The 26,437-nt window shown below is 38.2% G+C and carries 29 protein-coding genes and 1 pseudogene; 16 read left to right on the forward strand and 14 right to left on the reverse strand.

Annotation, left to right across the window (positions count from 1 at the left end):
• Positions 1 to 75 precede the first annotated feature (75 nt).
• Both F957_RS14080 and F957_RS14075 read right to left on the reverse strand, forming a co-directional pair.
• The gene (locus tag F957_RS14080; protein WP_004653380.1) at positions 76 to 1,167 is read right to left on the reverse strand and encodes a 3-deoxy-7-phosphoheptulonate synthase; all 1,092 of its coding nucleotides are present in this window, start codon (positions 1,165 to 1,167) and stop codon (positions 76 to 78) included.
• Between the two features lie 118 nt (positions 1,168 to 1,285).
• Positions 1,286 to 2,173: a sulfite exporter TauE/SafE family protein gene (locus F957_RS14075; protein WP_016540214.1), complete on the reverse strand. Its 888-nt coding sequence runs from the start codon at positions 2,171 to 2,173 to the stop codon at positions 1,286 to 1,288.
• 64 nt (positions 2,174 to 2,237) lie between these two features.
• On the opposite strand from F957_RS14075, the pseudogene F957_RS22115 reads away from it, so the two are divergent.
• The 3 genes and pseudogenes from F957_RS22115 to F957_RS14065 form a co-directional block, all read left to right on the forward strand.
• A pseudogene (locus F957_RS22115) lies at positions 2,238 to 2,324 on the forward strand (hypothetical protein); the annotation flags it as partial.
• A 66-nt stretch (positions 2,325 to 2,390) separates the two neighbouring features.
• On the forward strand, positions 2,391 to 2,759 hold the full coding sequence (locus F957_RS14070; protein WP_016540213.1) for a hypothetical protein: 369 nt from the start codon (positions 2,391 to 2,393) through the stop codon (positions 2,757 to 2,759).
• Positions 2,760 to 2,795: 36 nt separating this feature from the next.
• Entirely contained in the window at positions 2,796 to 2,987 is a 192-nt protein-coding gene (locus tag F957_RS14065) for a hypothetical protein (protein ID WP_016540212.1), read from the forward strand.
• Between the two features lie 56 nt (positions 2,988 to 3,043).
• On the opposite strand, the gene F957_RS14060 is transcribed toward F957_RS14065, so the two are convergent.
• The 3 genes from F957_RS14060 to F957_RS14050 are packed head-to-tail and all read right to left on the reverse strand — an operon-like array spanning position 3,044 to position 5,174.
• On the reverse strand, positions 3,044 to 3,322 hold the full coding sequence (locus tag F957_RS14060; protein ID WP_016540211.1) for a hypothetical protein: 279 nt from the start codon (positions 3,320 to 3,322) through the stop codon (positions 3,044 to 3,046).
• Positions 3,319 to 4,878 carry a PepSY-associated TM helix domain-containing protein gene (locus F957_RS14055; protein WP_032860385.1) on the reverse strand — a complete coding sequence of 520 codons (1,560 nt, stop codon included), beginning with the start codon at positions 4,876 to 4,878 and terminating at the stop codon, positions 3,319 to 3,321. Before F957_RS14055 ends, F957_RS14060 begins: the two co-directional genes overlap by 4 nt.
• 2 nt (positions 4,879 to 4,880) lie before the next feature.
• Complete coding sequence (locus F957_RS14050; RefSeq protein ID WP_016660243.1) at positions 4,881 to 5,174, reverse strand: hypothetical protein; 294 nt, start codon at positions 5,172 to 5,174, stop codon at positions 4,881 to 4,883.
• A 248-nt stretch (positions 5,175 to 5,422) separates the two neighbouring features.
• Between F957_RS14050 and lpxB the strand changes: the two genes are divergently transcribed.
• Positions 5,423 to 6,601 carry a lipid-A-disaccharide synthase gene (gene lpxB / locus F957_RS14045; protein ID WP_081401615.1) on the forward strand — a complete coding sequence of 393 codons (1,179 nt, stop codon included), beginning with the start codon at positions 5,423 to 5,425 and terminating at the stop codon, positions 6,599 to 6,601.
• A 43-nt stretch (positions 6,602 to 6,644) separates the two neighbouring features.
• Here the strand turns inward: lpxB and F957_RS14040 are convergent, their stop codons facing one another.
• Positions 6,645 to 7,514 carry a DUF2797 domain-containing protein gene (locus tag F957_RS14040; protein WP_004653389.1) on the reverse strand — a complete coding sequence of 290 codons (870 nt, stop codon included), beginning with the start codon at positions 7,512 to 7,514 and terminating at the stop codon, positions 6,645 to 6,647.
• A gap of 36 nt (positions 7,515 to 7,550) precedes the next feature.
• Here F957_RS14040 and F957_RS14035 point away from each other — a divergent pair, with 36 nt between their 5' ends.
• Positions 7,551 to 8,012 carry a DUF6231 family protein gene (locus F957_RS14035; protein WP_016540206.1) on the forward strand — a complete coding sequence of 154 codons (462 nt, stop codon included), beginning with the start codon at positions 7,551 to 7,553 and terminating at the stop codon, positions 8,010 to 8,012.
• Between the two features lie 118 nt (positions 8,013 to 8,130).
• Positions 8,131 to 8,745: a YidB family protein gene (locus F957_RS14030; RefSeq protein ID WP_005315636.1), complete on the forward strand. Its 615-nt coding sequence runs from the start codon at positions 8,131 to 8,133 to the stop codon at positions 8,743 to 8,745.
• 68 nt (positions 8,746 to 8,813) lie between these two features.
• Here F957_RS14030 and F957_RS14025 read toward each other — a convergent pair whose 3' ends face one another.
• Genes F957_RS14025 through speB form a run of 3 tightly spaced genes read right to left on the reverse strand, consistent with a single transcriptional unit; the run spans position 8,814 to position 12,708 of the window.
• Entirely contained in the window at positions 8,814 to 10,319 is a 1,506-nt protein-coding gene (locus F957_RS14025) for a purine-cytosine permease family protein (RefSeq protein WP_016540205.1), read from the reverse strand.
• 57 nt (positions 10,320 to 10,376) lie between these two features.
• Positions 10,377 to 11,693, reverse strand: coding sequence for an MFS transporter (locus tag F957_RS14020; RefSeq protein WP_016540204.1), 1,317 nt, complete (start codon positions 11,691 to 11,693; stop codon positions 10,377 to 10,379).
• 52 nt (positions 11,694 to 11,745) lie between these two features.
• The gene (speB, locus tag F957_RS14015) at positions 11,746 to 12,708 is read right to left on the reverse strand and encodes an agmatinase (protein ID WP_016540203.1); all 963 of its coding nucleotides are present in this window, start codon (positions 12,706 to 12,708) and stop codon (positions 11,746 to 11,748) included.
• Between the two features lie 146 nt (positions 12,709 to 12,854).
• Between speB and F957_RS14010 the strand changes: the two genes are divergently transcribed.
• Positions 12,855 to 13,733: a LysR family transcriptional regulator gene (locus F957_RS14010; protein WP_016540202.1), complete on the forward strand. Its 879-nt coding sequence runs from the start codon at positions 12,855 to 12,857 to the stop codon at positions 13,731 to 13,733.
• 108 nt (positions 13,734 to 13,841) lie between these two features.
• Here the strand turns inward: F957_RS14010 and F957_RS14005 are convergent, their stop codons facing one another.
• The 3 genes from F957_RS14005 to F957_RS13995 form a co-directional block, all read right to left on the reverse strand.
• The gene (locus tag F957_RS14005; protein ID WP_016540201.1) at positions 13,842 to 14,945 is read right to left on the reverse strand and encodes a porin; all 1,104 of its coding nucleotides are present in this window, start codon (positions 14,943 to 14,945) and stop codon (positions 13,842 to 13,844) included.
• 253 nt (positions 14,946 to 15,198) lie between these two features.
• Positions 15,199 to 15,612, reverse strand: coding sequence for an HIT family protein (locus F957_RS14000; protein ID WP_016540200.1), 414 nt, complete (start codon positions 15,610 to 15,612; stop codon positions 15,199 to 15,201).
• A gap of 96 nt (positions 15,613 to 15,708) precedes the next feature.
• Positions 15,709 to 15,978, reverse strand: a complete 270-nt coding sequence (locus F957_RS13995; protein ID WP_016540199.1) for a YARHG domain-containing protein — start codon at positions 15,976 to 15,978, stop codon at positions 15,709 to 15,711.
• 501 nt (positions 15,979 to 16,479) lie between these two features.
• On the opposite strand from F957_RS13995, the gene F957_RS13990 reads away from it, so the two are divergent.
• The 4 genes from F957_RS13990 (at position 16,480) to F957_RS21480 (ending at position 21,539) form a co-directional block, all read left to right on the forward strand.
• On the forward strand, positions 16,480 to 17,526 hold the full coding sequence (locus tag F957_RS13990) for a hypothetical protein (RefSeq protein ID WP_016540198.1): 1,047 nt from the start codon (positions 16,480 to 16,482) through the stop codon (positions 17,524 to 17,526).
• A 1,075-nt stretch (positions 17,527 to 18,601) separates the two neighbouring features.
• The gene (locus F957_RS13985) at positions 18,602 to 19,186 is read left to right on the forward strand and encodes a lysozyme (RefSeq protein WP_016540197.1); all 585 of its coding nucleotides are present in this window, start codon (positions 18,602 to 18,604) and stop codon (positions 19,184 to 19,186) included.
• 948 nt (positions 19,187 to 20,134) lie between these two features.
• Complete coding sequence (locus F957_RS13975; RefSeq protein WP_045544696.1) at positions 20,135 to 21,226, forward strand: OmpW/AlkL family protein; 1,092 nt, start codon at positions 20,135 to 20,137, stop codon at positions 21,224 to 21,226.
• A 199-nt stretch (positions 21,227 to 21,425) separates the two neighbouring features.
• The gene (locus F957_RS21480) at positions 21,426 to 21,539 is read left to right on the forward strand and encodes a hypothetical protein (RefSeq protein WP_016540195.1); all 114 of its coding nucleotides are present in this window, start codon (positions 21,426 to 21,428) and stop codon (positions 21,537 to 21,539) included.
• Positions 21,540 to 21,606: 67 nt separating this feature from the next.
• Here the strand turns inward: F957_RS21480 and F957_RS13970 are convergent, their stop codons facing one another.
• Both F957_RS13970 and F957_RS13965 read right to left on the reverse strand, forming a co-directional pair.
• Complete coding sequence (locus tag F957_RS13970) at positions 21,607 to 21,924, reverse strand: DMT family transporter (protein WP_004807239.1); 318 nt, start codon at positions 21,922 to 21,924, stop codon at positions 21,607 to 21,609.
• A 199-nt stretch (positions 21,925 to 22,123) separates the two neighbouring features.
• Positions 22,124 to 22,567: a BLUF domain-containing protein gene (locus tag F957_RS13965; protein WP_016540194.1), complete on the reverse strand. Its 444-nt coding sequence runs from the start codon at positions 22,565 to 22,567 to the stop codon at positions 22,124 to 22,126.
• Positions 22,568 to 23,019: 452 nt separating this feature from the next.
• Between F957_RS13965 and F957_RS13960 the strand changes: the two genes are divergently transcribed.
• The 5 genes from F957_RS13960 to F957_RS13940 all read left to right on the forward strand — a co-directional run bounded on the left by F957_RS13960 (position 23,020) and on the right by F957_RS13940 (position 26,420).
• A complete protein-coding gene (locus F957_RS13960) occupies positions 23,020 to 23,613 on the forward strand; it encodes a LysE family translocator (RefSeq protein ID WP_016540193.1) in 594 nt (197 codons plus the stop codon).
• A gap of 48 nt (positions 23,614 to 23,661) precedes the next feature.
• Positions 23,662 to 23,871, forward strand: a complete 210-nt coding sequence (locus F957_RS13955) for a hypothetical protein (RefSeq protein ID WP_016540192.1) — start codon at positions 23,662 to 23,664, stop codon at positions 23,869 to 23,871.
• 165 nt (positions 23,872 to 24,036) lie between these two features.
• Positions 24,037 to 24,825, forward strand: a complete 789-nt coding sequence (locus F957_RS13950) for a DUF4882 family protein (RefSeq protein WP_016540191.1) — start codon at positions 24,037 to 24,039, stop codon at positions 24,823 to 24,825.
• A 170-nt stretch (positions 24,826 to 24,995) separates the two neighbouring features.
• Positions 24,996 to 25,721, forward strand: coding sequence for a sulfite exporter TauE/SafE family protein (locus tag F957_RS13945; protein WP_016540190.1), 726 nt, complete (start codon positions 24,996 to 24,998; stop codon positions 25,719 to 25,721).
• 96 nt (positions 25,722 to 25,817) lie between these two features.
• Positions 25,818 to 26,420 carry an isochorismatase family protein gene (locus tag F957_RS13940; protein WP_016540189.1) on the forward strand — a complete coding sequence of 201 codons (603 nt, stop codon included), beginning with the start codon at positions 25,818 to 25,820 and terminating at the stop codon, positions 26,418 to 26,420.
• Positions 26,421 to 26,437 lie beyond the last annotated feature (17 nt).

Below are 26,437 nucleotides of genomic sequence, written 5' to 3' on the forward strand. Positions count from 1 at the left end.
ACGTTTGTGCAAGTTAGCTGAATTGATGAACAAAAAAACAGGCTCATAAGGGCCTGTTTTTTTGTGAAGATCGAATTAACGTGTTGGTAAGACGTCTTTCAATGCTTCATGCATTTCGAGTAATGCTTTTTCTGTGGTTTCCCAATCAATACAGCCATCCGTCACTGACTTGCCGTATTCAAGATCACACAGATTTTCAGGAATGTCCTGACGACCACCTTTTAAGTGACTCTCCACCATGATTCCAACAATTGATTTGTTACCATCAAGGATTTGTTCCGTGATGTTTTTCAAAACCAAAGGTTGTAAGTACGGGTCTTTGTTTGAGTTGGCATGGCTAGTATCAATCATGATCTTGTTGCTGACTTTAGCTTTTGCCAAAGCGGCTTCCGCCTCGGCAACTGAAGTTGCATCATAGTTTGGCTTGCCATTACCGCCACGCAATACCACGTGTGCATAAGGGTTGCCTTTGGTATTGATAATCGCAACTTGACCATTTTCATTCAGGCCCAAGAAGCTGTGACCATGTTTAACAGATTGCATCGCATTGGTCGCAACGGTTAAGCCACCATCGGTACCGTTTTTGAAGCCAACAGGAGAGGATAAGCCTGAAGACATTTCACGGTGAGTTTGGCTTTCAGTGGTACGTGCACCAATTGCTGACCATGAAATCAAGTCTTGATAGTATTGTGGTGAGTTTGGATCAAGTGCTTCAGTCGCACATGGCAAACCTTTTTCATTCAGATCAATTAATAATCCACGACCGATATGCAAACCTTTTTCAATATTGAAAGAGTCGTTCATATCTGGATCGTTGATTAAACCTTTCCAACCAACTGTGGTACGTGGTTTTTCAAAATAAACACGCATTACTAGATATAAAGTGTCTTTTACTTTTTCGCTGAGCACTTTCAGGCGGTCAGCATATTCATGTGCAGCTTTAGGATCGTGAATCGAACAAGGGCCAATGACCACAAACAAGCGTTTGTCGTTGCCATCTAAAATGTTGCGTACAGTTGCACGTCCTTGTAACACAGTTTGAGAAGCAGCATCAGATAAAGGGAGGTCAGCTTTCAGTTCTGCTGGGGTAATCAAAGTTTGAATGCTTTTAATATTAACGTCGTCGATATCTGGCTGAGAAACTGGATTTGACTGTAGAGTATTCATTGCTGTCACAAATTCAATCGAAAGAAAAGGTTATTTTGTCTACGAATATAGCATGAAATGCCGATTGATTAACTAGCGAAAAGCATAATTTATGTAGAAATAATCGGCATTACAACGCTTAAACAGTTGTTGTTACATGCTTTGTTTGCTGAATCACAACAGCTTGGTGTGTTTCAACTGGCTTTGGTTTCGCCTTAATTGGGTTCACCATAAAGTTCACACCCAAGGCAAATAGGGTAATGCCTAGAATTTTACGGATTAGTCGTTCTGGCATACGTGAGCTGATGAGTGTACCGACAATAATGGCTGGAATTGAACCCACCAATAACCACATTAACAGGGTAAAATCGACATTACCTGAAGACATATGGCTTAGGCCAGCAACCGCTGTCAGTAATACCGCATGTACTACATCTGAGCCAATGATACGGATCATAGGAAGGTTTGGGAACATAAGCACTAAGGCCATGATACCGAAAGCACCTGCACCCACAGAAGATAAGGTCACAAAGATACCAAGCACGATACCCATAATCACAATGTAATGACGCTTGTGTTGCAATGCATGCTGTTCACTTTCCATATCCGCTTGTTCGCGGTTACGGAATTTGTCAAAGAACTTTTCAATTTGCGTACGGAACACAATCGAAATGCCCGTCAAGGTCAACATAAAGCCCAAGACCATGGTCAATACCGCTTTATAATGCGTTGATTGACTGAGATAATGTTCAAGTACCCAAGAGGTTGCGAAAGAGGCTGGAATACTGCCCAAAGACAACCAAAGTACAATTGGCCAGACAATATTCAGTTTTTTGGCATGAACCACTGAACCACAGAATTTTGAGATTGAGGCATAAAGTAGATCAGTACCAATGGCAATATGCGGTTCGATCTTAAATAGGCTAATCAGGATTGGGGTCATCAATGAACCACCACCGACACCTGTGATACCGACACAGAAGCCAACCAATACCCCAGCCATAATAAATTCTATAGGACCAAACATCGACAATATGCCTAATTATGCAAAAATCAGCATATCTTATGCTTTTTTTAGATAACTCGTTGTGATGAATAATGATTTGCTTATGCAAAAAAAAGCTAAAGAAAGCCGAGTTTACAGCTTTTTAGATCAATTTTTATTCAGTTTGGCTTGCTTTATGAACGGTGATTGGTTTATTTTGAGATTGATACACGGATTGTATGTTTGATTATTTCGCCTTATGTCTATTTTCATTCGAAGCCTCATTTCATTGCTGATTGCTATGTGTTTTATCACCAATAGCTATGCAATGGCTGTGTCTGAAGTGAGTCAACCTGTTGTAGCGCAAGTCATGAAAAATCATGCTGCAATGTCAGATTGTGGAATGGCTACGATGACGAAGCATGACCCTATGGACAGTGGCAAAATAGATACATCGCATTGCCAAAAGAGTCTGTGCTGTGTCGTGGCAACATTTGAAGATAGCCCTCATTCCATCGAACGAAGCATACAATCGTTTAAAACAGCAAATTCAACTTATCTAGATCAACTGACTTTAGGCATTTATCAGTTACCTTATCGCCCTCCAAATCATGTCCTATTTTTATAAATTCAAATTTTTTATTTTTATTTCAAGGACATGATTATGTTTAATATTAAAACCATTTTGCTTTCAACACTTTTATTGGCTACAACTGTACCGGCTTTTGCTGCAGGTAATTGTTGTAAGGAAAAAGAGGCCGCCAATAAAAAAGAGTGTTGTGAAAAAAAGATGAAATGTTGTGATGACAAAGACAAAACGGCTGCTCAGGAAGATCATAGCCATCACGGGCATTAATTTTTAAGTAATAAAGCTATCCTTGGCAGAAGTTGAGGATAGCTGTTGTAGCAAAATCATTTTAGCTTTTTAGTGGGTTTTAACTCATTCACTGATAACACCAATATAAAGGTCACTGGTGTGGCAAAGATCCACCAACTAATAAAGCCAATGGAACTACCATACTCTAAACAAAGCAGGCTACCCGCAATTAAGAAGCAGAGATAAGCTAAGACTCTAAGGTGTGTTTGATAGCGAATGAAAACCTGTTGTTTGGCTTTACTGACTTGCTTGGCGCTACATTTATAGAGCAACAACATCCCGATGAAGGTCAATACAAGGCTCAACAGAATCATGCTTTAACCTCTTGTTGCTTCGCCAACTTGCTTTTAATTTTCTGAGCGGATTTCGCTTGAATCGGCTGAATATTTCTAAAAATAAACACGGCAAATAGGGCACAGACCAGCAGAAACAAATCAATTCGCAAGAATATCCAATAGCTATGTAAATCAGTGATTAACTGATGTTGAATCAAGTACACCAAGTTATAGATCGGTAGAATCAAAGTAATCAATCCGAAGATACAAATCTGTGATTTCCATAAATATTGTTTTTGGGTCAATAAAGCGATGATAAAGCTCAGTCCCCATACGCTGAAAAAGGTATAAATTTCATAGTTGGGTGTGGTTTCAGTGATATGGACCAATCGATTGGCGAATAGATAGCCGAGCATTGCCGTAGGAAGACCGACAAAGGCTGCAACATTTAAACGATCCACCAAATAATAGCCGAAATGAAATTGATTCGATTTATTTTGAATCTGGCGCTTTAGGCTCCACAGTAATAGGCCAGACGCAATCATCAAACATCCCAGAATGCCTGAGCAAAAGAAAGCGAAGCGCAGTATCGGCTGAGCAAAAGTCGCCATATGTAGGCCATAAACACCTGCATTTAAGGTCGCAACAGCACTTTCATTTCGGGTATTCGCCAATACATGACCTTGACCATCAAAGGTGATTTGTGCCTGATTTAAGCTAATCGAACGATCTTCTAATTGCTTAAAGGTAATGATGGCTTGGTCTGTATTGGGATTTTTGACCTCAATCGATGCTAAGGCTTGATCTCCCCATTGTTGTTTTACTTTTTCTAATAAACTGCCAATCGGCAACATTTCCGCTTTTTTAGGTTCAGCTTGATGCGTTGTGCTTTTTTCAGTGGTTCTGATCTCAGTAAAATATTGAAAAGGATTCTCTGGATAAAGCTTTTGCATACCCCAAGGCAAGTACAGATAAAAGAAAATCGCCAAGCCTGTAAAGGTAATGGTCAGGAAAAAGGGCAATGCTAGTACAGAAGAGACATTATGGAAGTCCAACCATGAGCGTTGCGATTTAAAGGTTCTGAGGGTAAAGAAATCGGTAAAGATCTTCTTATGCGTGATAATCCCAGAGACCAAAGCAATCAGCATAATAAAGGCAGCGAGACAGGCAATCAGCCGTCCGACCATGATGGGAACACCATAGAGCTGAAAGTGGAAATTATAAAAGAAATTTCCGCCTTGGGTCGCTGAGAGTTTTAGCTCTTGCCCTGTATTGGCATCTAAACTACGGCTTTCATAGCCGCCGCTGGCTTGTTGCCAATACATTTTATTGACGGGTTCTTCATGATTGGCAATATTGAGATACCAAGATTTGGCATCAGCCGCATTTTTAGCTAAATAATCCGTTGCTGTACGGATAGCAGTGTCTTGATTAATTTGGTATTGCGCCAGTTGTGGCTGCATCCATAGATTAATCTGATGTCGATAATAGGAGCTGGTACCCATTAAAAAAATGGCAAATAAAAGCCAGCCAAAAATTAAGCCTGCCCACGCATGCAACCATGCCATTGATTGGCGAACGCCTTTATTTTGCATTTTTAATTTAAACCCACAGATAAGCCAAACAATGCGCCAGTCAAAACCAGACTGATCAAGCTGAGTTTGATCAATGAATGCATACAAAAACTCAAAATGATAAAGGCCAGATAAAAGAGAATTGAAATAAAGGCCGCAAGATAGATTGCCTCTGCCTTGTCTAATAAATGGCTAAACAATGAACCAAGTCCAAGGCTCAAATACATCATGCACACGTAGCCAAGAACAAAGCTCAGTACAAAGCGATAGAAAATGCTCAGTCGATAGACAAGCGAAACAGATGCAGATTTAGCCATAAAGGGTCTTGAAGCAAAAGAAGGGAGAAATAGATCACATATGGAAATGATTCTTGTTTATATTAAATCTTAGCAGAATCTCAATCAATTCTTCATTCATCGTAAATCTAGATTGTATTTTGAATAATAAATGTCATCTTAGATCAGAACTGATGTTCACCAATCATGAACAATTTGCACGGTGTAGGGTGATTCGATGTAAAATCATTCTGTTAGAATCATTTAAACATTTCTGTGGGGCGTAGGTCTTGTTAAAGCAAAAACTAAAAATTGGTATCGTGGTGGGGGAAGTTTCTGGAGATACTCTAGGAGTGAAACTCATGCGCAGTTTTCGCGAACAGGGCATTGATGCTGAATTTGAGGGGATTGGTGGCCCACAAATGATTGCAGAGGGATTTCACAGTTATTATCCGATGGAAATTCTTTCGGTGATGGGAATTGTTGAAGTCCTTAAAGATTTAAAAAAGCTGTTTGCTGTGCGTGATGGTCTAGTTGAACGTTGGACCGAGCATCCTGTCGATATTTTTATTGGTATTGATGCGCCCGATTTTAATTTACGCCTATCTAAAACCATTAAAGAAAAACATTTACCGATAAAAACTGTGCAATATGTCAGCCCGTCGGTCTGGGCGTGGCGCCAAGGTCGTGTTCATGGCATTAAACGCAGTATCGATTTGGTTCTGTGTTTATTTCCATTTGAAAAAACCTTCTATGAAAATTATGAGGTTGCCGCCGCTTTTGTTGGGCATCCATTGGCAAAGCAACTCCCTTTAAAAAATCCAATTACTGAAGCCAAACATCAATTGGGCTTGTCTGCACATAAAACCCATATTGCTTTATTACCAGGCAGTCGTCGTGGTGAGATTGAGCGATTATTGCCCTTATTGACTGGCGCTGCAGAAATTCTGCATCGAAAGCATCCTGATCTGGAGTTTTTAATCCCTGCAATTAATGATGCGCGCAAGCATCAGATTGAACAAGGCATTCAAAATCTAGATGCGAGCTTGAAATCTAAAATTCATGTTTTGGAAAATAGTGATGCCGAGTCAAAAATTGGTCGTATGGTGATGAATGCCAGTGATATTGTCGCTTTGGCCTCTGGTACCGCGACGCTGGAAGCAATGTTATTGCACCGTCCAATGGTGACTTTTTATAAGTTAAACTGGTTGACCTATCTGATTGCGAAATTCATGGTCAAAATTCCGTACTATTCATTGCCAAACATTATTGCGGGCAAGAAAGTGATTGAGGAACTGATTCAGGCCGATGCAACACCACAGCATTTAGCCACTGAAATTGAACGTTTAATGGATCATGAAACGGCGCATATCCAAATGATGCAACATTTGAGTATGCATAAACAGCTAATCTCAGGCAATACGGAAGACCCCGTACAGGCGATTTTGAATTGTTTAAAAACGGGCTAAATAAAAAAGGTGGCGATTAGGCCACCTTTTTTATGCATATTCTTCAGGCACGAAGGATTAGTTCATAACCTGTATATTTACGGATATTGATCACACCGATATCAAATAATAAGTATTGACCTTTGATTCCTTGCAATACACCGCGAATTTTTGGTGTTTTATCTAAATTCAGCGATTTAATCTTTTCAGGATAATGCTCAACCGGATAGATAAATTCGCGTGGCGTTTCATCTTCCAAGAATTCCAAGCTTTCGTTAAATTCAAGGTTCTGATTAAATTCTTCACGGATGCTCTGAATTTTTGGAGCGAACTCTTCCAAAATTTGATCACGTTGCTCAAGCAGATTTAAAGGTTCAGCTTCACCTTTCAGCAATTTGCGCCAGTCTGTTTTATCTGCGATTTGTGTACCAATTAACGTTTCCAAATGCCCTGACAAACGACGTGAACCGACTTTCATAATGGGTAACGCCTGCGTTGCCCCTTGATCTAACCAACGGGTTGGCATATTGACGATACGGGTAATCCCGATCTTTAAGGCGCTGGAGTTGGCCAAATACACAATATGTGGCTGGAAACAAACATCATGTGCGAACTGGTCTTCACGACAAGTTCCCAAGTGATAATGGCAAGTTTCAGGTTTCATAATGCACAAATCACATTCGGCCTTGGTTTTAAAACATTTAAAACAATGACCCTGTGAATAAGACTTCGGTGTTTTTGCGCCACAAGAGGTACAAAAGATATTACCCGTCCATTCGATCTCAATTTCTTGACCTAAAACAAAAGGAAGGTCAGTTTCTGAACGATCTAATATAAATTTATATTCAACATTTGCCTTGCTTGTTGATTGATCAGTTACACTATGCGTTTTGAGCGCTGCATGCATTTTATGACAAATGCCTTGTAGTTCCATTAATAAACTCTCATCTTTCAATCAAGGGTTGCAGTTATGGCTGAACAAAATGTCATCACTTCTATGCTAGACGATTTATCTCAAGAACAGCCCATTCATACTGCACTTTGTATAGGTCAGCAGATTGACCAAAATGCTTCAATTCAATGGCATTATTTTAGCGTAACTGACTTTTTAAGTCTGCCATTTACGCAGCGTTATGATTTAGGTTTTGTATTATTTGATACAGAAGAAATGCAAAACATCACTGAAACGCAAAAATCACAGCTGTTAGTGAAGCTACGTGACCTGATGGCAAAACGAATTGTCGTGGTTAGTAAATTGGGTGATGAAAAATTATTGCGTTCGCTTGGCTTTACTCAATTGATTGATAAAACCACACACGGCAGTGATTTTGCTTTATGGCAATTTAATATTTTGACTTATAAGCATGTACCTGACTGGTTTAACTCCAAGTTCTGGGCGAATCCTGAGAATTGGAATAAATTCCGCTGGTAAAATAATTAGACTGGAAAGAGTTGCAAGTTCTTGCAAAATTTAACAATTTAACTTTGTTTTGTGCTTTCAAAGCAGCGTATGCTTTTTGCATAAATAATTCCAAAGGAAAGTTTAAGTCATGACTGATTTAACCAACATTGTTGAAATTTTAGCAAAGCAAGCTTTAGGCGGTCAGCAACAATCAGGCCAAACGGGTGGTTTAGGTGGAATTTTAGGTTCTGTTTTAGGTCAACTTGGCGGCCAACAGCAAAATACCCAAAGCCAGCAAGGCGGCTTGGGTGGTATCTTGGGTTCAGTTTTAGGGCAATTGGGTGGTGGAAATACTTCAACCCAAAGTAATGCAACTGGTGGTAATACCGCACAAACTTTATTGATTGCAGTTTTACCATTGGTGTTAGCTTGGATTCAAAAACAAGGTGGTTTACAAGGTGCATTGGATAAACTGAAAAATGCGGGTTTATCGAATCAAGTGCAAAGCTGGGTTGATCCACAGCAACAAAATGCACAAGATGTGCCAGAGCAAAATATTCAAAGTTTATTTGATGACCAAGATGTAGAACAAGTTGCACAACAAACCCAAGCACCGAAACAAGCCATTTATGGTGCAATTGCTTCAGTATTACCGCAAGTGATTGACTCTTTAACACCGCAAGGCAGCAGTACCAATCCGCAAGAAGCCAACCAAGATATTCAACAAGTCTTGAATTTGGTGAGTGGTTTCCTTAAAAAGTAAAAAATCCGATGCGAAAAAGCCTGTTCTCTTGAGCAGGCTTTTTTCTAAGTTAAATATCTGCATCATTGCTATTCTGACACCAATGATCGATTACATTGCTGCTTGGTCTTTTTCACACTAGATGTTGCTTTGTATACACTACTTGGTTCAGGGAATAGTTTGAGCAGTGAAATATAAAGCAGTGCTGCGAGTGTAATACTGATCGGTAAACTCAGATCAAGACCGTTGAATACATGCCCCCAGATACCAATAAACTGATCTGGTAAATGTACAAAGCAAAGGCCAATGACCGCACTGGGTATCCATGCGATGATGCCACGCCAATTCCAACCATGATGAAACCAGTAAGCGCCACCCTTTAGGCCATTTGCAAACACCTGTAAATCATCATTTTTATAGTAACCTTTCCGTGTGATAAATCCGATAATCATAATGATGATCCAAGGACTGGTACACACCACTATTAAAGTGGCAAAAGTCATGACGCTTTGAGTCAGATTCGCTGCAAAACGACCTAGAAAAATAAACAGGATGGACAATAGGCCAACCCAGATCGTGGCTTTAACACGTGTAAGCGATTTTGGAAAAAGACTCGACATGTCCAAGCCCGTACCGTATAAGGCTGTCGTTCCAGTAGATAACCCACCAATCAGTGCAATCAGACACAGAGGAATAAAATACCAAGCAGGTGCAATCTGAATCAGCCCAGCGATGTAATTATTTTGTTCGATAAATACGGGAGTACTACTAGCAACAATGCTGGCGGTGACTAGGCCAAAAAGAAAGGGAATGAGGGTTGCAAGTTGGGATGCAAACACGGCTGCCATGATTTTAGATGAAGCTGTTTCCTTTGGAATATAACGTGACCAGCCACCTAAGAAAGTTCCGAAGGAAATTGGATTACTGAATGCAATCAATGCAGCACTCATGAAAGCCGCCCAAAATCCAGCTTGTCCGAGTTGAATTTGTCCTGCGTAAGTTGAATCAAATTGCTTGGAAAAAGCAAACAGACCTAAAAAGAATAACAGGCTAGAGGCGATCACAGCCACTCGGTTCACCAGTAGCATAAAGCGAAAGCCATAGATACAAATAATCAGTACCACTAAGGCAAAGCCGCTATAGACCAATCCATACAGCCAATTGCTTTGATAAGAACTGTCAAACAGTCGCTCAGTTGCGCCAATCAGTGCATCGCCAGAACTCCAAACGGAGAGTGAAAAGAAGGCAATGGCAGTGAGTAAGGATAAAAACGAACCGACGATTCTGCCACGGACACCAAAATGGGCGCCAGAAGCCACGGCGTTATTGGTTCCTGTACGCGCACCAAAAATTCCCATTGGTGCCAAGATACAGGCCCCTAAGATAACTCCGCACAAGATTGCCCAGAATCCAGCTTGAAAAGAGAGGCCAAATACAATCGGGAAGCTGCCTAAGACACAGGTCGAAAAGGTATTAGCACCACCAAAACTTAAACGAAATAGATCAAAAGGGCTTGCTGTACGAGCATGAGCCGGTATTTCTTCGATGCCAAAACTTTCAATTGTTGTAATCTGTTTAGAACGATCTCTTTGCATAATACGCTACTCTTAATATCCATTTATCAGATTCAGATTCGCTTGTTTGCTCATCCATTAAGCGGCTTGTTTGGGGCTGCCGTGCTTTTGTTCAGCCTGTTCCTGAGAGTGTTGCTTTTGTCTTAATCGGGTAATGCCACAAATGCCAATGAGGGACAGCAGCGAGAGAAAACTAAATAAGAAGGCCAAAGGTAGCCATTGGCCTGCATAATGTTGAGCCAACAAAGTGCCAATGATGGGTGTTGTTCCACTGGTGATGGCCGCAATCATTTGATAGGAAATGGAAATCCCTGAATAACGCACATGTGCAGGAAAAGCTTCCGCCATAAAGCCAGCGACCACAGCGTATAACGATGACAATGCAAGCACAGCCAAGGTGATGCCTAACACGATGAAATAGATATTTTTAGTACTGACCAACATAAACATTGGATATGGAATAACGATGCAGAGGATTGCTGCCCAGAATAAAAAGCGATGTGCTCCAATTTTACTGGCATACCAAGCCGCAATAGGCATGGCTAAAAACTCAAATAGGGTGACCCAGAACAAAGCATTTAAAATCGTGGGGCGGCTGATCCCCATATATTGGGTGACATAGCTAATCATGAAGGTATTGGTGAAAAAGAAACCCGCTGTCCCAATGGTAATCGCCAGTCCAGCAAAAACCACTTGAGGCCAATAGTTTTTAAGCAACTCTTTTACAGGGTATTTGGCGATTTCTTGCTTGGCTTGCATCTGTTTAAATTCAGGGGATTCTTCGACCCCTAAACGAATGACAAGGCCAATCAGCATAAATACAAAGCTGAGTAAAAAAGGCACCCGCCAACCCCAGCTCAGCAAGGCTTGTTCATCCAAAGACGTAATACCTTTAAAGACCAATAGGCACAGAATCAAACCTGCTGGGCTGCCCATTTGGGCAAAAGAGGCAAAAAAAGTTTTTTTATGGGCAGGCGCATGTTCGCTGGCCATTAACACGGCGCCACCCCATTCTCCACCGACGGACAAGCCTTGCAAAAAGCGCAGTACAATCAGTAGAACGGGTGCCCAAATTCCAATATGATCATAACTGGGGATCAAACCAATGCCAGTAGTCGCCAGCCCCATCAACAGCATGGTAAATAGCAGCATTTTTTTGCGACCTAATTTATCGCCTAAATGCCCGAAAATAACGGCAGCGATTGGTCTTGCAATAAAACCGACAGCAAAGGTTGCAAAAGCCGCTATTGTCCCTGTTACAGGATCGGTTTCAGGGAAAAATACCAAGCCGAGCACAAGCGCTGCAGCCGTGGCATAAACATAAAAGTCATAAAACTCAATCGTTGTACTTACGAAGGCTGCGGCAGCAGCCCGTTTTGATTGATCTTTTTTCATTCCATCTCGACCTATTTTTATCCATATGTTTTTCTTGTTTTATCGCAGAAATTTATTTGCGTATTTTCACTCCTGGGAGGACGCATAACATTTCATATAGCAGATTTGCACCCAGTAATGAGGTATTGCCTGTCGTGTCGTAGGGTGGAGAAACCTCAACCAAATCACAGCCAATCAAGTCTAGGCCCTGACAGCCGCGAATAATTTCCATGGCCTGAATCGTGGTCAAGCCACCAATTTCAGGAGTTCCTGTACCTGGTGCCCACGCAGGATCAATTCCATCAATATCAAAGGAGAGATATACAGGACCTCCAGCCACTTTGGCTCTCACTTCATCCATCAAGGGAGCGAGTGATTTATGCCAACATTCTTCTGCTTGCACTACACGAAAGCCTTGACGTCGACTCCAGTTAAAATCATCTGCGCTATAGCCTTGAGCCCGTAAACCAATTTGCACAACGCGCTGACAATCCAGTAGTCCTTCTTCAGCAGCTCTTCGAAAGGTAGTGCCATGTGCGACTTTTTCACCAAACATCTCATCATTGACGTCTGCATGCGCATCGATATGAACCAAACCAACAGGCCCATGTTTTTTATGAATCGCACGTAGGATCGGAAGGGTCAGTGTGTGATCACCGCCAATGGTGAGTGGGATAATCGGATGGGCCAGTACACGGTCGTAATGTTCTTCAATAATGCGTACCGCTTCGGTCAAATTAAAAGTATTGATCGGGACATCACCAATGTCAGCTACATTGAGTGAATCAAAGGGTGCTGCGCCAGTTGCCATGTTATATGGGCGAATCATGACCGATTCAGCACGAATTTGCCGAGGACCAAAACGTGTACCCGAGCGTAAAGATGTACCAATGTCTAGAGGAATCCCAATAAAAGCCGCATCCAATTCGGCCAAACCTGCCTCATTGTCGACAACTGGTAGTCGTAACATTGAGGCAATACCACCAAAACGCGGCATTTCATTGCCACCAAGTGGTTGATTTAAACGCTTGTTCATTTGCTTCTCCTTTTTCTTATTTATTGATCAGCTTGGAACAGGGTTAAATCCTATTTTTTAAAAACTTAGTTTTGATTTTTCTAAACTAAGATTTACAAGAATGTTTTAAGATGAAGTGAGGCAGAGGGAAAATTGAGATAAAAGCCATGACACAGATGGATATCAAGTTAGTTCGAATTTTTGTCAGCATTGTGAAGAATCAAGGTTTTGCCAATGCCCAACAAGAGCTCAATCTATCAACTTCGGCAATCAGTACCTATATGACTCAATTAGAGCATATGGTCGGTTTCAAGTTATGTGAACGTGGTCGTGGTGGTTTTTCTTTAACTCAAAAAGGCGACATGTTTTTTCAGGAAGCCAAGCGCATACTGAATGAATTAGAAAATTTTTCCAGACATACTGCACAGATTAAGGGGGAACTGACAGGCAACATTAAAATAGGACTGCTGGATTCCATGGTGACAGATCGAAATATCCCCTTAGATCAAATTATTCAGCAGTTTTCAGAACAAAATCCAAATGTTTATATTAAATTGCAGGTGCAATCACCCTATGAACTACAATCGGGAATTTTGGAAAATCGTTTTGATGTTGCGATAGGATCTTTTTTTCTTAAAATGAATGGCGTGATGTATCAATCTTTGCATAAAGAACAACAATGGCTATTTTGTAGCGATACGCACCCCTTGTTTGAGCAGCATGGGCTAATAGCAGAAGTGATTCGCCGTGAAAAAATGGTAAGTCGTGGTTATTGGAGTCATACCGAGCTGGCAAAACAGGGCTTTAAACATGCTTTTGCCACAGTAGATTCGATGGAGGCGCAGTTGGTGCTAATTTTATCTGGGCAATATATTGGTTATTTACCTGAGCATTTTGCCCAATATTGGGTGGAACAACAGCGTTTAAAAGTGTTACTTCCAGCAACGTTTGGCTATGCAGCACCATTTTCACTTATTTTTAGGCGAGGTAGAGCCCAAGACCCTGTCATTCAAAGTTTCCGTAAGATTATCAAAGGTTTTTTTTGAAGAAAGCTTCCAAATTAGAAAGTAACTGAGAGTTGTGAGTACAACATAAAAAGAAAAAGGGCAGATCAAGATCGCCCTTTTTCATATAAATTTGAATATTGCTTCAAATTAGAAGTTATATTCCATACCTAAACCGATGGTTGTTTTCTTATCATCTTTCACTAACCAATCACGTTTTTGTTGACCTACAACACCGTAGAAACGTGTTTGTTTATTGATTTGATAATCAGCGCCTACACCATAAAGATCTTGTTTACGATCATCACGACCATTCACTTCAGTTGTAGAAGAGATATATTCTGCTTTTAACTTCACAGGAGTAGAAGGGATTACGTATGCAGCTGTTACGCCATAGGCATCTTCTTGCAGACCTTTATATGAAGTAACAACAGCTGGAGTACCGCTTGTTACTGCAACCGTGTCATCAGTTGGTTGAGCTGTTTGCCATAATGCACCAAGCACTAAACCATTAACACCAGCTGCTGTTAAGTCTAAAGAACCTGTTACACGAATTGCATCTGAATAAACGCTATTGTCGCCACTTAAGTCACTATAAGCATTAAATTTAGAAGCAACACCAAAGTTACCCGCAACAGCTGCTGCTAAGCCCCAATCTTTGTTTTCATAAGTAAGAGAGGTTGATACACCATCACCGAAACCATCACGGCTGCCTTTTTGGCCTTTTGCATTATTTTTTACAGCAGACGATTCTTCACCTTGTTGGAACATAATGTTGAATGCTAAGCCACCGAGTAATTTTTTATCAGTTTCAAACGCAATCACATTCTTTAAGCGATCTTCACCAACTAAAACTTTAGTCATATCTAGTTCGTTGTGATCGTTGAAAATATCTTGGTTATTGCCCGCAGCATTTTTAAAGTAAGAGTCATGTTGACCTACTTTTAAAGTACCGATACCGTCTGACTTAATACCGATATAACGGTTACGGTTACTAAATACATCACCGTCGCCATCTGCACTGATTTGCCATTCAATTAAGTAAACTGCTGAAAGGTTGTCAGTCAGTTTTTCTTCACCTTTTACCCCGATACGAGAAGCGTTTGAGTTTACTTTAGTTACGCTTTCATCTTTAAAGCCATTCTTATCAATTTGATCTAAAGTCACATTGAGCTTACCATACAATGTTGGTGCTGCTTGCGCTGCATTCATGGCTAAAGTTGCTACAGTAGCAGCAAGAAGCAATTTTTTCATTGAGATTTCTCCAAAACACTTTTTGTAAATGGCTGATGCCTTAGTTACTGTTATGAGCTTGCTTATGTACATAAAGTTACATAGCTCACTGACTTGTATGCAGTATCGGTAAACTTTGTGACAGAGAAGTGAAAGAAAAATGACAGTTTGATGACGATTCATATTTGGTAATAATTATATTTCTTATTGTTTTTTATATAATTAGCAAACAAAAAAAACGGAGTAAAAACTCCGTCTTTATAAAAATAAGAACTTAGAGTACAGCTTTGATTTTTTCAGCGAGTGCTGTAATTTTTTCCTGATCACCCATTTTTGCTGCATGGCGACCAAGTTCATGCACTGAACTAGGAATCAGATGGAAATGTACATGAGGGACAGTTTGTCCCGCTGCTGCGCCTGAAAGCTGCATAAGCACGATACCTTTGGCATCTAAGGCAGTTTCCATTGCTTTGGCAATTTTCTGCACGATTTGGATGGTATAGGCAGCTGCATCAGCAGGGAGGTCCAGCAATGTAACTGCTGCTATCTTTGGAATCACTAAAGCATGACCATCTGCTTGGGGCATGATATCCATAAAAGCGAGGACCTGATCATCTTCATAGATTTTGATTGCAGGTAATTCACCGCGAAGGATTCGTGCAAAAATATTTTGGTCATCGTATGCCATGATTCATCCTTTAAATAGGGCGTAAGCTTTAAATTGGTGAAATGTGCACTCAATTAGCAGAGTGATACGGAGTATTAAACTCCGTAATTGACTTGATTATTTGCAGTTCAGCTCTTTTTGACGAGCTTTGATTTCATCAAGACGTTGTTGCTCTTTATCCGAAAATTTTGGCTTAGTTGTGTGGCAATTTTCATTACCAAACTTTGCTTTAGCATCAGCGTCTTTAAAACAGAATCCTTTAGATGCATAGATCAGGTTATAGTCATCCTGTAACTTTTTACATTCTTGTTCTGGTGTCGCAGCTTGTACACTAAAACCTGTTAAAGTCATTAAGCCAGCAAAAACAGCAACCATTAACTTATTCATGAGGTGTTCCTCTAATCAAAAAAGTATAAATCAATGCTGTATGGAGTATGTCCATATGGCGATTGATCGCTACACATATACCAATATAAGGTTTATTAATAAAATTTCAATGAAACTGTATGGTACGAGTGTAATTTTACTCCATAATTTATCCATATAATATTAAAAAGCTTTATATATCAACATCTTTGTTATAACTTTATATAAAACAAATAATTATCTATTCCAGTTCTTGCTATTTTGTTTGAATTTGCTCATGTTCTTTTCTCGGTTTGTTCATATTTTCTAAGTTCAAGGTACGATTATTCCTGAATAATACGTGGAGCACAGCATTTCATCGTGTGTGAACAGTATGGGTATGCTAAAGATCATTTTCATGATAAAGGCAAATACAATTGTGTATTACAAAAATAAAATATAGTATTCGATAAATTTTTCTTCTTGGCTAAAACACCTTTTATCCTGAGTTACTTCATATCTTTCATTATAAGAGCACGATTCATGACATTTAATAAAACTATTTCTCTCCTTTTTATTTCGGGCATACTGACAGCATGTGGTGGTGGTGGAAGTAATGCTGAAATTACGGGTACAACATCGCAAAAAGAAGGTGTTTTTAATAAAAACTTTGATAATACGACCTCTTATTCATGGGCATCCATTCAATTTAATACTACCTTTGTTGAAATAGCTAGAAATACACGGAATGCAGAGGTTTTATATGTTGATTATCAAAAACTAGATTCAAAGAGCCAGCCAGATATCGGCAGACGGATGTTAAGTACAGATGGTTTATATACACCTGATGAGACCCAATATCCATTAGGTTATCGACACTTTAATATCAGATCAGTCTCAGAGGATGGTACTGTTTTTAGAAAAACACCCTATAACATCGAAGGGCACAAAAACTTAGTTATTGAAGAAAAAGGTCGTTGGATTGATTTACAGAATGTAAGAATCAGTGACCGAACTGCTGTATATTGGAATTTGCTGGCACAGAAAATTCCTACAAGTGTCTTTTTTAGCAAGAATTTATTAGGAACTCAATTTAAAAACTTTTTGGCGCTTACCCGAGAAACTCGTTTTCCTGTTGGTGCAAAATGCTTTAAGGTTGAAAAAACAACCTATTCGACGCCATTTTATGTCATCACAGATCCCGATACTAGTGTATATACGGATGCTAAACGTATTTATAGCTTGAATGAATATGTTTCTACTTTAGGGCGCAATGCTGTTACTGGCAAATGGGGAACGACAGCATGGGCTTACTCGAAGCAAACGGCAAATGACCCTAGGTACTATTCAATTGATGTCTATATGAACATCAATAATAAACTTGCTGCAGGTTATTATACGAAAAATCCGAATACATCAATTGAGTCATTGGCTGAGGGATATGAAGCCTCACTAAAACAATCTATTGGTTATGACGATCAAGTTTCATTTACTGGTGCAATTAATGAAGTCAAGAATGAATGCACCTACTATAACTCAATTGCATCTCAAAAAATTGAATCTCTAATCGATTTGTCTTTAAAGAACTGATCTTAATTTGTTCAGGTTAGGAGGCTGTTCATCTGTCGCTAGATATTACAACCTGTATTTTTCGATATAAACACAACATTATCAATAAAAGCCCATCAACGGATGGGCTTTTTTACAATAAAGATATTGGATTTTGTCGACTAATTTTTGCTGGTAGTCTGGTTCTGAAATTATTTCTATCTCATCTTTCTGTAATGAGTTTTGCTGTTACTCGTAACCATTTTCGTTGAAAAATAAGATCATTTGTTTCAAATGCTTATTAAAAGTAGAGATTCTGGATTTCATCCTCATAAGGATAAAGTAATACTTTATCTTAATTAAATCATGTTGAATAGCTAAGTTCAGCATAGGGGAATGAGGCTTCAGCACAACAATGATCAAGGTCGCCTACAGCTCCTTATTGTGTAGTTCAGCTTTAAAATTTTCTCAAAATAAGTGGAAATTTGTTGATTTGCGTCACACTTTTGTCTATATTTGCCATGTTGTTTGATAATAACTAAACAACAATAACCTTCATTCAGCGCAAAAAGAATTAAGGGGAAGCCCACTCATTGAGTGGGCTTTTTAATTGTATTGAATATCCAACTTATTGGTACTGGAAGTAGAGCTATAGGGAGAGTTTGTTATTTCCAATTAAACGAGAAAGCAAAATTGTTATGTATTACAAAAAATAAAAGCCCGTAGATTGGAGTCTTAATCATGGTTTCACATGTGACCATGTTTGTTTTACTCAAATTAGCTTCAAAAGAAACGATCAGGGGTCGTGTCCTTCGTTCGATAGGCTTCCCAAAGTGTTACTTTTTGGAAATAGATCAGCTTAAGACGACCTCAATGGCGGGAACCCAGTGAAGTAGGTGTTGATTAAACAGAAATTTTGACTTTGCAGCGAGTTATTACACGCAATACATTACTTAGATTGATTGCTAAGAAACGTTCAAATACAAATTTTGAATGTTAAGAATTGTCAGTGTTTTGATGTATTTAGCATTAAATATACGTTTTCCAATCTTTGTAAATGCTATTGTGGATTTTCGTAGTAAGATCGAATGATGGGTAAAATGTTAAGTGAGGAATCATGAAGGCTATTTGGGATTATTTCCGCAAGATTGTTGATATTAAGCAGTCTCAACAACGGATTGATGCTAAAGATACGCATATTAATGTTGCAACGGCCTATGATGCAGTTGATATGGTTGGTGTAGCTATAGATTACGAAATGTCCATAAGTACTCATGGTATCAATTTTATTACAAGCTTTGAAGATCTAAAACTAAATGCCTATGATGACGGCGTGGGGGTGTGGTCTATCGGCTTCGGTACTACAGTTTATCCAACTGGTGTTCCAGTTAGGCAAGGGGATAGTTGTACATTAGAGCAAGCAAATTCCTTTTTTCAATATGATCTAAAACGCTTTGAGAAAGCGGTCAATGAAGCGATAACCGTTCCCATTTCTCAAAATCAATTCGATGCTCTTGTTTCCTTGTCATATAATATTGGCAGCCATGCTTTTAAGAGCTCAACATTAGTGAAGTATCTAAATATACTTGATGAACATGCTGCGGCAGAGCAGTTTCTGGTCTGGAATAAAGCTGGAGGAAAGGTGCTAAAAGGTTTAGTCCGCCGACGTGAAGCAGAGAGATCTTTATTTTTAAAATCTTGAATGATGCCTATTAAATTCAATCTAAAATATGTTAATTAATTGATGAAATTTATAAGCAGCGATGCTTTTTGTAATTCAGCACAATGAATAGACAAACGAAAAATATTATAGAAAATAGACTTAGGTTTTTAAAAACACCCTCACTTCTAATTCTTATGTCCAATATAAATTGGATGGTATCCTGTATGTTTAACCCAACCTCAAAGTATGGCCGAATAAATGAATAATAAGGCGGAAACCATAAAAAGAATAAATAGAATAATGATAGTAGAATTGAAATAAAGGTGATTTCTCGATTAACGAAGTAAAATATTGAAATAAAAAGACATATTTCTATGGGGATTAAGAAAAGGTCAATTGATAAAGCCGCGATTACAGGAAAAGCGAGAATTATCCAACAAAGCACCCATGTGAATTTGTTATATATTATTTTGTGTCGCATTTTATAGCTTCCTTAAAATTATTATTGCTTATAAAAACATATTTTGTCAGGACATCAGGTTCGGAATTTTATGATTCAACTTGTCTAGCATTATTATAGCAATTAAATATAACGTGCAATTTTTTTGATCAGCAGCACAAAGAGCAGTTAGGAGAGATTGAAAAGTGTAGGATGCAGATGGAAAAGCATTAAAACAGTGAAGTCACTGTCTAGAGACCTAAACAAGTTTTTCACTAAAGATGTAGCCCTTGATATTGGCTTTAATCCCTTCCAATTTAGATCTTTATAGCTTCAGTTTTTTTAAAGTATCATTTTATTATCCATTAATTAACTCTGTCTATTTGTTAACCAGTTCACGAAATTTAAGTGATTAATCACCTTTTATCAGGAAGTAAAATTTAACATTTGATAAAAAATAGATAGTGGTTATATTCGGGAAACATATTACTAAATCAAGTAATGTGGAATTTCAGGATGAAATACAATGAAAAAAAACAGCAACAAAAATCGTAATAGCAACGACTTTAATCACATTAACTCACTTATCTTATGCTCAGGAATTTAAACGATTCTCTGTCTCGGCGGGTTGGTTACATGTTATGCCTCAAGGTAAAGCCAATCCATTTAACATTAATACCAGTGTGAAAAATCAAACAGTGGCTACTGTAGGAACTATTTCAACGACTAGCTTTTTAAACTCAGTTGATCCAAATGCAACGATGACTGATTTAGGCGGGGAGGTTTGGAATTTAAAAGATACACTCACAGAGTTCTTAGCCCAACCCGAAATTCAGGATCAACTTACAGATGGTAATGGTAATGTTCTGGCTGAAGTTACAGGTACCGCAAGAATCAATGGATTAGAAAACTGGCAGCAGAAAGATGCGGGTCTAGAAGTAGATGATGTAGATACTTTGGGTTTAATGTTTAACTATTATCTAAATGATAATGTATCACTACAACTTATTGGTGGAATTCCACCTAAAGTTGATATCAAGGGTAAAGGCGAAATATATGCACCATTGAGCGGGTTAGCAATGTCATCTGCTGACTTAGTTAAATATCTTTTCCCTGATGGGATTGTATTAGGCCAAGCTGTTCCTATTACTAATTTGGGTAATAAACCGAATGCCGCAACTGTCCGTGCTTGGACACCCGCAATCGAGGCGCAGTATCAGTTTGGGCAAAGTGGAGTTGATAAATTTAGACCATATATTGGGGCTGGCTTAATGTATGCACATTTTAATCAAATCAAACTCAATGAGGGGATTAGATCTGATTTAATTTCAGCTGGTCATATGATCCAAAATGTATTAGATGGAAAAGCTGGCGCTGCGTTAGACCGTAAAGAATCAAGTGGTGACATGAAAGTTAAGGTTGATGCAGATGATGCAATCGCTCCAATTGTCTCTGTTGGTTTTACCTATGATATTAATGACGATTGGTATGGTGTAGGTTCTGTGTCATACGCAAAACTCAATAATAAGGCAAATATTGATGTTGTGAACAAAACTACTGGTGCCAAATTAATTCATGCCTCAACAAAAATTGACATAGATCCACTTATTACCTATGTCGGAATAGGTTATCGTTTTTAAGCGATAAAATGAGTGAAGAAAAGTACCAATTCAAAACGTCCTTTTCTTCATTCAAAATATTTATGTATTGAAATTAGAAAATTTTAGAGGGAACATATCTAAAAATGTAGAAAGTAAGCGATTGATTTTTAATCTAAATAAATTCAAATTTAATTCATATTATGTGATAATTCTCTCGATTTATCAATAAATTGAAAATATGAACATTTTAAAATTCTTGAGAAGCTTTAATACGGTGGGGGTTTATCTAACGGTTGCGAGCATTCTACTGGTCAGTCTTATTGTGTATTTTTATTATATTAATCCCAATTAAGCGATATTGCTTTAAATAAGCTAATTTTATAAAACCCTCAAAATGAGGGTTTTATAAAAATCAAAAATTAGGGTGTCGTCACTTTCATCAATACCACGCCAAATACAATCGATGCTGCTGCTAAAAGACGTAAAAATCCCATCGGCTCGTGCAGGAAAAAAATCCCGATCAAGAATGCACCTACAGCACCAATACCCACCCAAATTGTATAAGCTGTACCTAAGGGGAGTGTTTTCATTGCAACAGCTAACAGACCGAAGCTTAAAATCATGAAGACAATTGTAATGATGCTAGGCGTAAGCTTGGTAAAACCATCGGACATTTTCATGGAATATGCCCATACAATTTCAAAAATACCAGCTAAAATTAGATAAGCCCAAGCCATTTCGACACCTCATTATTAATATTTTTAGGTCGTCCTAAAGCTTGAAAATTTGAATAAAGAGGTCGTCCTCTTCAGAGACTATATAAGCATTATTGGTGAATGACTTCAATTCATTTTTGTTAATTTTTATTCCAATTGGTAAAAAAGGTACCTGAAAGAACAGATACCTTTAGTACATTCGTGGAAATACGTTTCTTATTCACGAAACATAAGCTTGGACATCATATTCTGGTTCACCAGCTAAAACAGAAACGAATTTCTCAACAGTATCAGCCGTTAGCAGATAAGGGTTGAATTCTTCCAAATGGTACTTCATGAAAAAGTCTGAAATATTGGGATTAATGGGTGAAAACTTCATAGACCATTGAGAGAAAAAATGATTCTCGCATTCGGTGTAATAGAGGATTTCACAATTGATATGTCTTTCATCTTTCACAATTTTGTTGTAAAACAAATCGTCTACGATGCTCTTTGGACCTTCTAAACATTGCACGAAATAGCCATGCCCATAATATAAAACACCTCGAATATCGTTGCGATAATTAAAATCCACAGCTTCATCAAGGATTTTAATCAAATCTGTTTTTAAGTTTGAGTCGATATTTTTAATTTTGCTTACATATAAAAGTCTTACAGACTCCATCAGTTTTGCTCATTTTTGAGGTTGAATTCTTGTTATATAGAAAAAATAATGGCTTGTATACCTTAGTCTGTAACACACATATCGAATTTTATAAGTTGTGATTTTCTAGAGCTAGGTAAAGTGAAGTGGTAGCAGGTCATGTTTTTTCACGCAGAAGTGAGATAGCCTCTTCAATTTTTAGACTTGAATTTCTTCTATGAATTCTTAGAAATAATCATAATATTGTGTGAAATACGTGGCTCTATCTATATGGAATTATTGAGAATAATGTGACTTTTATCACACATATACGAAAAATTGGTTAAATCTAAAATCAAATTGTAAATGAATTAATGTTTTGATTTTTAATGGAAAATATAAGACCAAATATTTTTGGTTACAACCATTTTGTCGACAAGACTAGATCTGGTTTGCCATATTGCGTTTGCGAAACTTAGCAAAGGTATTTGTCTATGGTGTCATTTCTATTTATTGGTTTGATCATTACGATCTTACTAACACCAGGTCCAACGAATACATTATTGGCTTCGTCTGGAATCCAAGCGGGTATTAAAGGTTCACTAAAATTAATCCCTGCTGAAGTTATAGGTTATTTTATTGCCATTACAACATGGGGCTTTTTACTTGAGTCTGTTTCACACTATGTGCCTTGGCTACCACCTTTAATTAAGCTGCTTAGTGCGACTTTTATTATCTATTTGGCAATTAAGTTATGGATTACTTCAACTAAAGAGTTGGATTTGAATCAACCTTTGATTACAACTAAGGCTTTATTTGTAGCAACCTTACTGAACCCTAAAGCTTTATTATTCGCTTCAGCCATTTTTCCACACACTGCTTGGCTTAACCTACATGAATATGTTGTTCATATGGGAACATTCTTAGCATTGATCACCCCAATTGCTTTTTTATGGATTGCATTTGGATCTATTTTAATTTCCAACAAAATTTCGTGGCTGAATCAACGTAACTTACAACGTTCAGCAGCATTTGTTTTAACTTTCTTTGCGATGCCGCTGGCTTATTCAGCAATTTCATCGTTCTAAATTTTGGTTTTGCTGCTGTATTTAAAATTTAAAAAATTGGAGTTTTTAATGAGTACTATAAAAATTAAGGTAAAGGATCAGTTTGAGGCCGAAAAGATCGCGACAGCCAAAGTAAAAGCTGTCAATGATCAAGAAATTCCCTTCTTTAAACGAATTGAACATATCGAAGTTGAAGGGGAGATTCTTCTACCCAATATGGATTTACTCTTTGAAAATCCTAAAGATGGCAGTATTTACCGGTATGTCGGGGCAGTGTAGATTCATTGGCCATTGCTTGAAGACATTGACCCACGTTTAAACGTGGGTTTTTAATACTTCCTATTTTTCAATAGAACAGTGCTATCTGTACCCATTTATCTGTTTTTACTCACTAATTAAATCAAAAATGTATACTGAATGTTCTACTATAAAAAGGATTAACATATGAAAAAGATAATTTTAGGGGCGTTTTTGAGTACGATGATTACATGGAGTAGCTTTGCTGCTTGTACTTATAATTTAGATGCCACACAGGCTCAGCTATCACAAATTGATTCAACCATGACTAGGTTTCCTAACATACTAGGTGCTAAAGCAAGTTTTAATGTAGATGCAAGTAGCAGTGTGAAATCTTATATGTCCATGAGTAATGCTTTCGCAAATAATAAAATTAGTTATCCAAATCTTGCTTTTCAAGATGTGCCTGGAGACAAGGTAATTTCTGCTGGTGGTACAGTTGCTTTTGAAATCAAGTTAAAAATTCCAACTTATGTTCTACCCGCAGGTGAAACAATAACTTTTTTCCCAATTCAGATTGCTGCAACGAATGGTAATCAGAATGCCTTTAATATCGCTTTAATTCATGTGAATGGCCAGCCCACAAATACAAACAATAATATTCTGCTTTTGATTAATGGTGGTACACAGTCATCTGGTGTGTTGACCTTAAAACCTGAAAATACCGCTGATGGTTATCAGACTTTCGGGTTTTATGTGAATCAAAATAGTAAACAGATTGGATATATTTTTAATGGAGTAAACAAAGGTTATATCTCAGGTTATGAGAGCAATGGTTCTACTTTATCGTTTATGGCAGGTGGGGGGACTGGAGCTATTGCGACATCGGCATCTGTTGTTGGGCAAAATTTATCTATAGAGTTTATTACTGACCATACAAAGCTTGCAAATACTTACCCTACAGGAACAAAAGATATTTGTGGAACAACGCTTTAAATTCGACCTCCTTCGGGAGATTTATTTATTGAATATGACTTACAACATTTAATTTTCTTGTTGTTGTTAGGCATGACCATTTAAGACAGTTTCGAGATGATTCAAACAGTTTAAGTAGGTGACTAATAAAATATTATAGAATATAAGAAATTGTTTGCTGTCGATATTCTATGATCTATGTTGCACTTGCCTTAATTGGTGTTATTTCAGGCTTGATTAGTGGCATAGTTGGCACAGGATCATCGATCATTTTGTTACCTATTCTTGCTTATATTTTTGGTGCAAAGCTGGCTGTTCCAATTATGGCAATTGCTTCAATCATGGGGAATATCTCTCGTGTTGTAATGTGGCGCAAAGAATTAAATATCAGGGCCTTTTTATTGTTTTCCAGTCTTGGTATTCCTGCCACCGTACTGGGCGCAAACACACTTTGGGTCATGTCGCCATTTCTTTCTAATTTATGTATTGGTCTATTTTTCTTATGTCTTATCCCGATACGGCATTATGCAAAAGATCGTAATTTCACTTTGAATGCTTGGCAAATGGTGGTTGCTGGAGGTGTGCTTGGATATATTACGGGTATCGTGTTTTCAACAGGGCCTTTATTACTGCCATTTTTTAATGGATTTGGCCTGATAAAAGGAGCTCTTTTAGCAACTGAGGCAGCAGCTTCCTTCGCAATTTACTTGACAAAAAGTCTAACTTTTGGGGCATTGGGTGTTTTACAGCAAAATATCTTAATTGCAGGAATTGCAGTAGGGATCTCTTTAATCATTGGTAATTATATTGGTAAAACCTTTGTATTGAGAATGTCAGATCGAACTTTTAACCTTATGCTTGATGCGATGCTATTGATTGCCGGCAGTTCGATGTTGTTCTCTATTTTTCTACACTAGAAGAAATTTTCGCTAAAATTTGGTGTCTATTCAGTTTTAACTGGAGGATTTTCAACATGGAAGCGAATAATAAATAATTCAAACTCATACCTTAAGTTGCTTTCGAAGCATAAGGAGACCGATATTTCAACTGAACTTAATGTCGTCGATGCATTGGTGATTGTGGATGTGCAAAATGCTTTTGTGTTAGGTGCAGAAGCTGTACCTGCATCAAAACAACTAATTGAATCAATCAGTATTTTACTTGCCAAAGCGAGATTAGCTCATGCCTCCGTGATCTTCCTGCAAAATGATGGAGATATAGGGACTTTAGATGAACCATACAAAGTGGGTTGGGAGCTATTTTTTCCGCCACAATCTCATGAATTTATCATAAGAAAAAATCAAGATAATGGTTTTAGTGGCACTTTACTTAAACAGAAATTGGAAGATGATGAGATTAGGTCTTTCGCAATATGTGGAGTTCTATCCGAAATGTGTGTAGCTGCAACAGCCCGTGCAGCATTAGAGCTTGGTTATGATGTATTGTTACCGCACGATGCGCATGCGACTTATGATGTGCCCTCAGGACCGGGATCGGATGGTGTGCCTGCTGTTATGGTAGCTAGAGTGGCAGAATGGTCTCTTGGTGATGAAATTATCATTTGTACATCGGTGAATGAAGTTGGTTTTACTAAGCGAAAGGAGGGGCGTGCATAGATAAATTGAGCTAGAAG

Source organism: Acinetobacter gyllenbergii CIP 110306 = MTCC 11365, from assembly GCF_000413855.1.
In the GTDB taxonomy this organism is placed as follows: Bacteria; Pseudomonadota; Gammaproteobacteria; order Pseudomonadales; family Moraxellaceae; genus Acinetobacter; species Acinetobacter gyllenbergii.

Excerpts from the sequence above, each read along its gene's own strand:
- F957_RS14080 (WP_004653380.1), bottom strand. The coding sequence starts at position 1,167 with ATGAATACTCTACAGTCAAATCCAGTTTCTCAGCCAGATATCGACGAC.
- F957_RS14075 (WP_016540214.1), bottom strand. The coding sequence starts at position 2,173 with ATGTTTGGTCCTATAGAATTTATTATGGCTGGGGTATTGGTTGGCTTC.
- F957_RS14070 (WP_016540213.1), top strand. The coding sequence starts at position 2,391 with ATGTCTATTTTCATTCGAAGCCTCATTTCATTGCTGATTGCTATGTGT.
- F957_RS14065 (WP_016540212.1), top strand. The coding sequence starts at position 2,796 with ATGTTTAATATTAAAACCATTTTGCTTTCAACACTTTTATTGGCTACA.
- F957_RS14060 (WP_016540211.1), bottom strand. The coding sequence starts at position 3,322 with ATGATTCTGTTGAGCCTTGTATTGACCTTCATCGGGATGTTGTTGCTC.
- F957_RS14055 (WP_032860385.1), bottom strand. The coding sequence starts at position 4,878 with ATGCAAAATAAAGGCGTTCGCCAATCAATGGCATGGTTGCATGCGTGG.
- F957_RS14050 (WP_016660243.1), bottom strand. The coding sequence starts at position 5,174 with ATGGCTAAATCTGCATCTGTTTCGCTTGTCTATCGACTGAGCATTTTC.
- F957_RS14040 (WP_004653389.1), bottom strand. The coding sequence starts at position 7,514 with ATGGAACTACAAGGCATTTGTCATAAAATGCATGCAGCGCTCAAAACG.
- F957_RS14035 (WP_016540206.1), top strand. The coding sequence starts at position 7,551 with ATGGCTGAACAAAATGTCATCACTTCTATGCTAGACGATTTATCTCAA.
- F957_RS14030 (WP_005315636.1), top strand. The coding sequence starts at position 8,131 with ATGACTGATTTAACCAACATTGTTGAAATTTTAGCAAAGCAAGCTTTA.
- F957_RS14025 (WP_016540205.1), bottom strand. The coding sequence starts at position 10,319 with ATGCAAAGAGATCGTTCTAAACAGATTACAACAATTGAAAGTTTTGGC.
- F957_RS14020 (WP_016540204.1), bottom strand. The coding sequence starts at position 11,693 with ATGAAAAAAGATCAATCAAAACGGGCTGCTGCCGCAGCCTTCGTAAGT.
- speB (WP_016540203.1), bottom strand. The coding sequence starts at position 12,708 with ATGAACAAGCGTTTAAATCAACCACTTGGTGGCAATGAAATGCCGCGT.
- F957_RS14010 (WP_016540202.1), top strand. The coding sequence starts at position 12,855 with ATGACACAGATGGATATCAAGTTAGTTCGAATTTTTGTCAGCATTGTG.
- F957_RS14005 (WP_016540201.1), bottom strand. The coding sequence starts at position 14,945 with ATGAAAAAATTGCTTCTTGCTGCTACTGTAGCAACTTTAGCCATGAAT.
- F957_RS14000 (WP_016540200.1), bottom strand. The coding sequence starts at position 15,612 with ATGGCATACGATGACCAAAATATTTTTGCACGAATCCTTCGCGGTGAA.
- F957_RS13995 (WP_016540199.1), bottom strand. The coding sequence starts at position 15,978 with ATGAATAAGTTAATGGTTGCTGTTTTTGCTGGCTTAATGACTTTAACA.
- F957_RS13990 (WP_016540198.1), top strand. The coding sequence starts at position 16,480 with ATGACATTTAATAAAACTATTTCTCTCCTTTTTATTTCGGGCATACTG.
- F957_RS13985 (WP_016540197.1), top strand. The coding sequence starts at position 18,602 with ATGAAGGCTATTTGGGATTATTTCCGCAAGATTGTTGATATTAAGCAG.
- F957_RS21480 (WP_016540195.1), top strand. The coding sequence starts at position 21,426 with ATGAACATTTTAAAATTCTTGAGAAGCTTTAATACGGTGGGGGTTTAT.
- F957_RS13970 (WP_004807239.1), bottom strand. The coding sequence starts at position 21,924 with ATGGCTTGGGCTTATCTAATTTTAGCTGGTATTTTTGAAATTGTATGG.
- F957_RS13965 (WP_016540194.1), bottom strand. The coding sequence starts at position 22,567 with ATGGAGTCTGTAAGACTTTTATATGTAAGCAAAATTAAAAATATCGAC.
- F957_RS13960 (WP_016540193.1), top strand. The coding sequence starts at position 23,020 with ATGGTGTCATTTCTATTTATTGGTTTGATCATTACGATCTTACTAACA.
- F957_RS13955 (WP_016540192.1), top strand. The coding sequence starts at position 23,662 with ATGAGTACTATAAAAATTAAGGTAAAGGATCAGTTTGAGGCCGAAAAG.
- F957_RS13950 (WP_016540191.1), top strand. The coding sequence starts at position 24,037 with ATGAAAAAGATAATTTTAGGGGCGTTTTTGAGTACGATGATTACATGG.
- F957_RS13945 (WP_016540190.1), top strand. The coding sequence starts at position 24,996 with ATGATCTATGTTGCACTTGCCTTAATTGGTGTTATTTCAGGCTTGATT.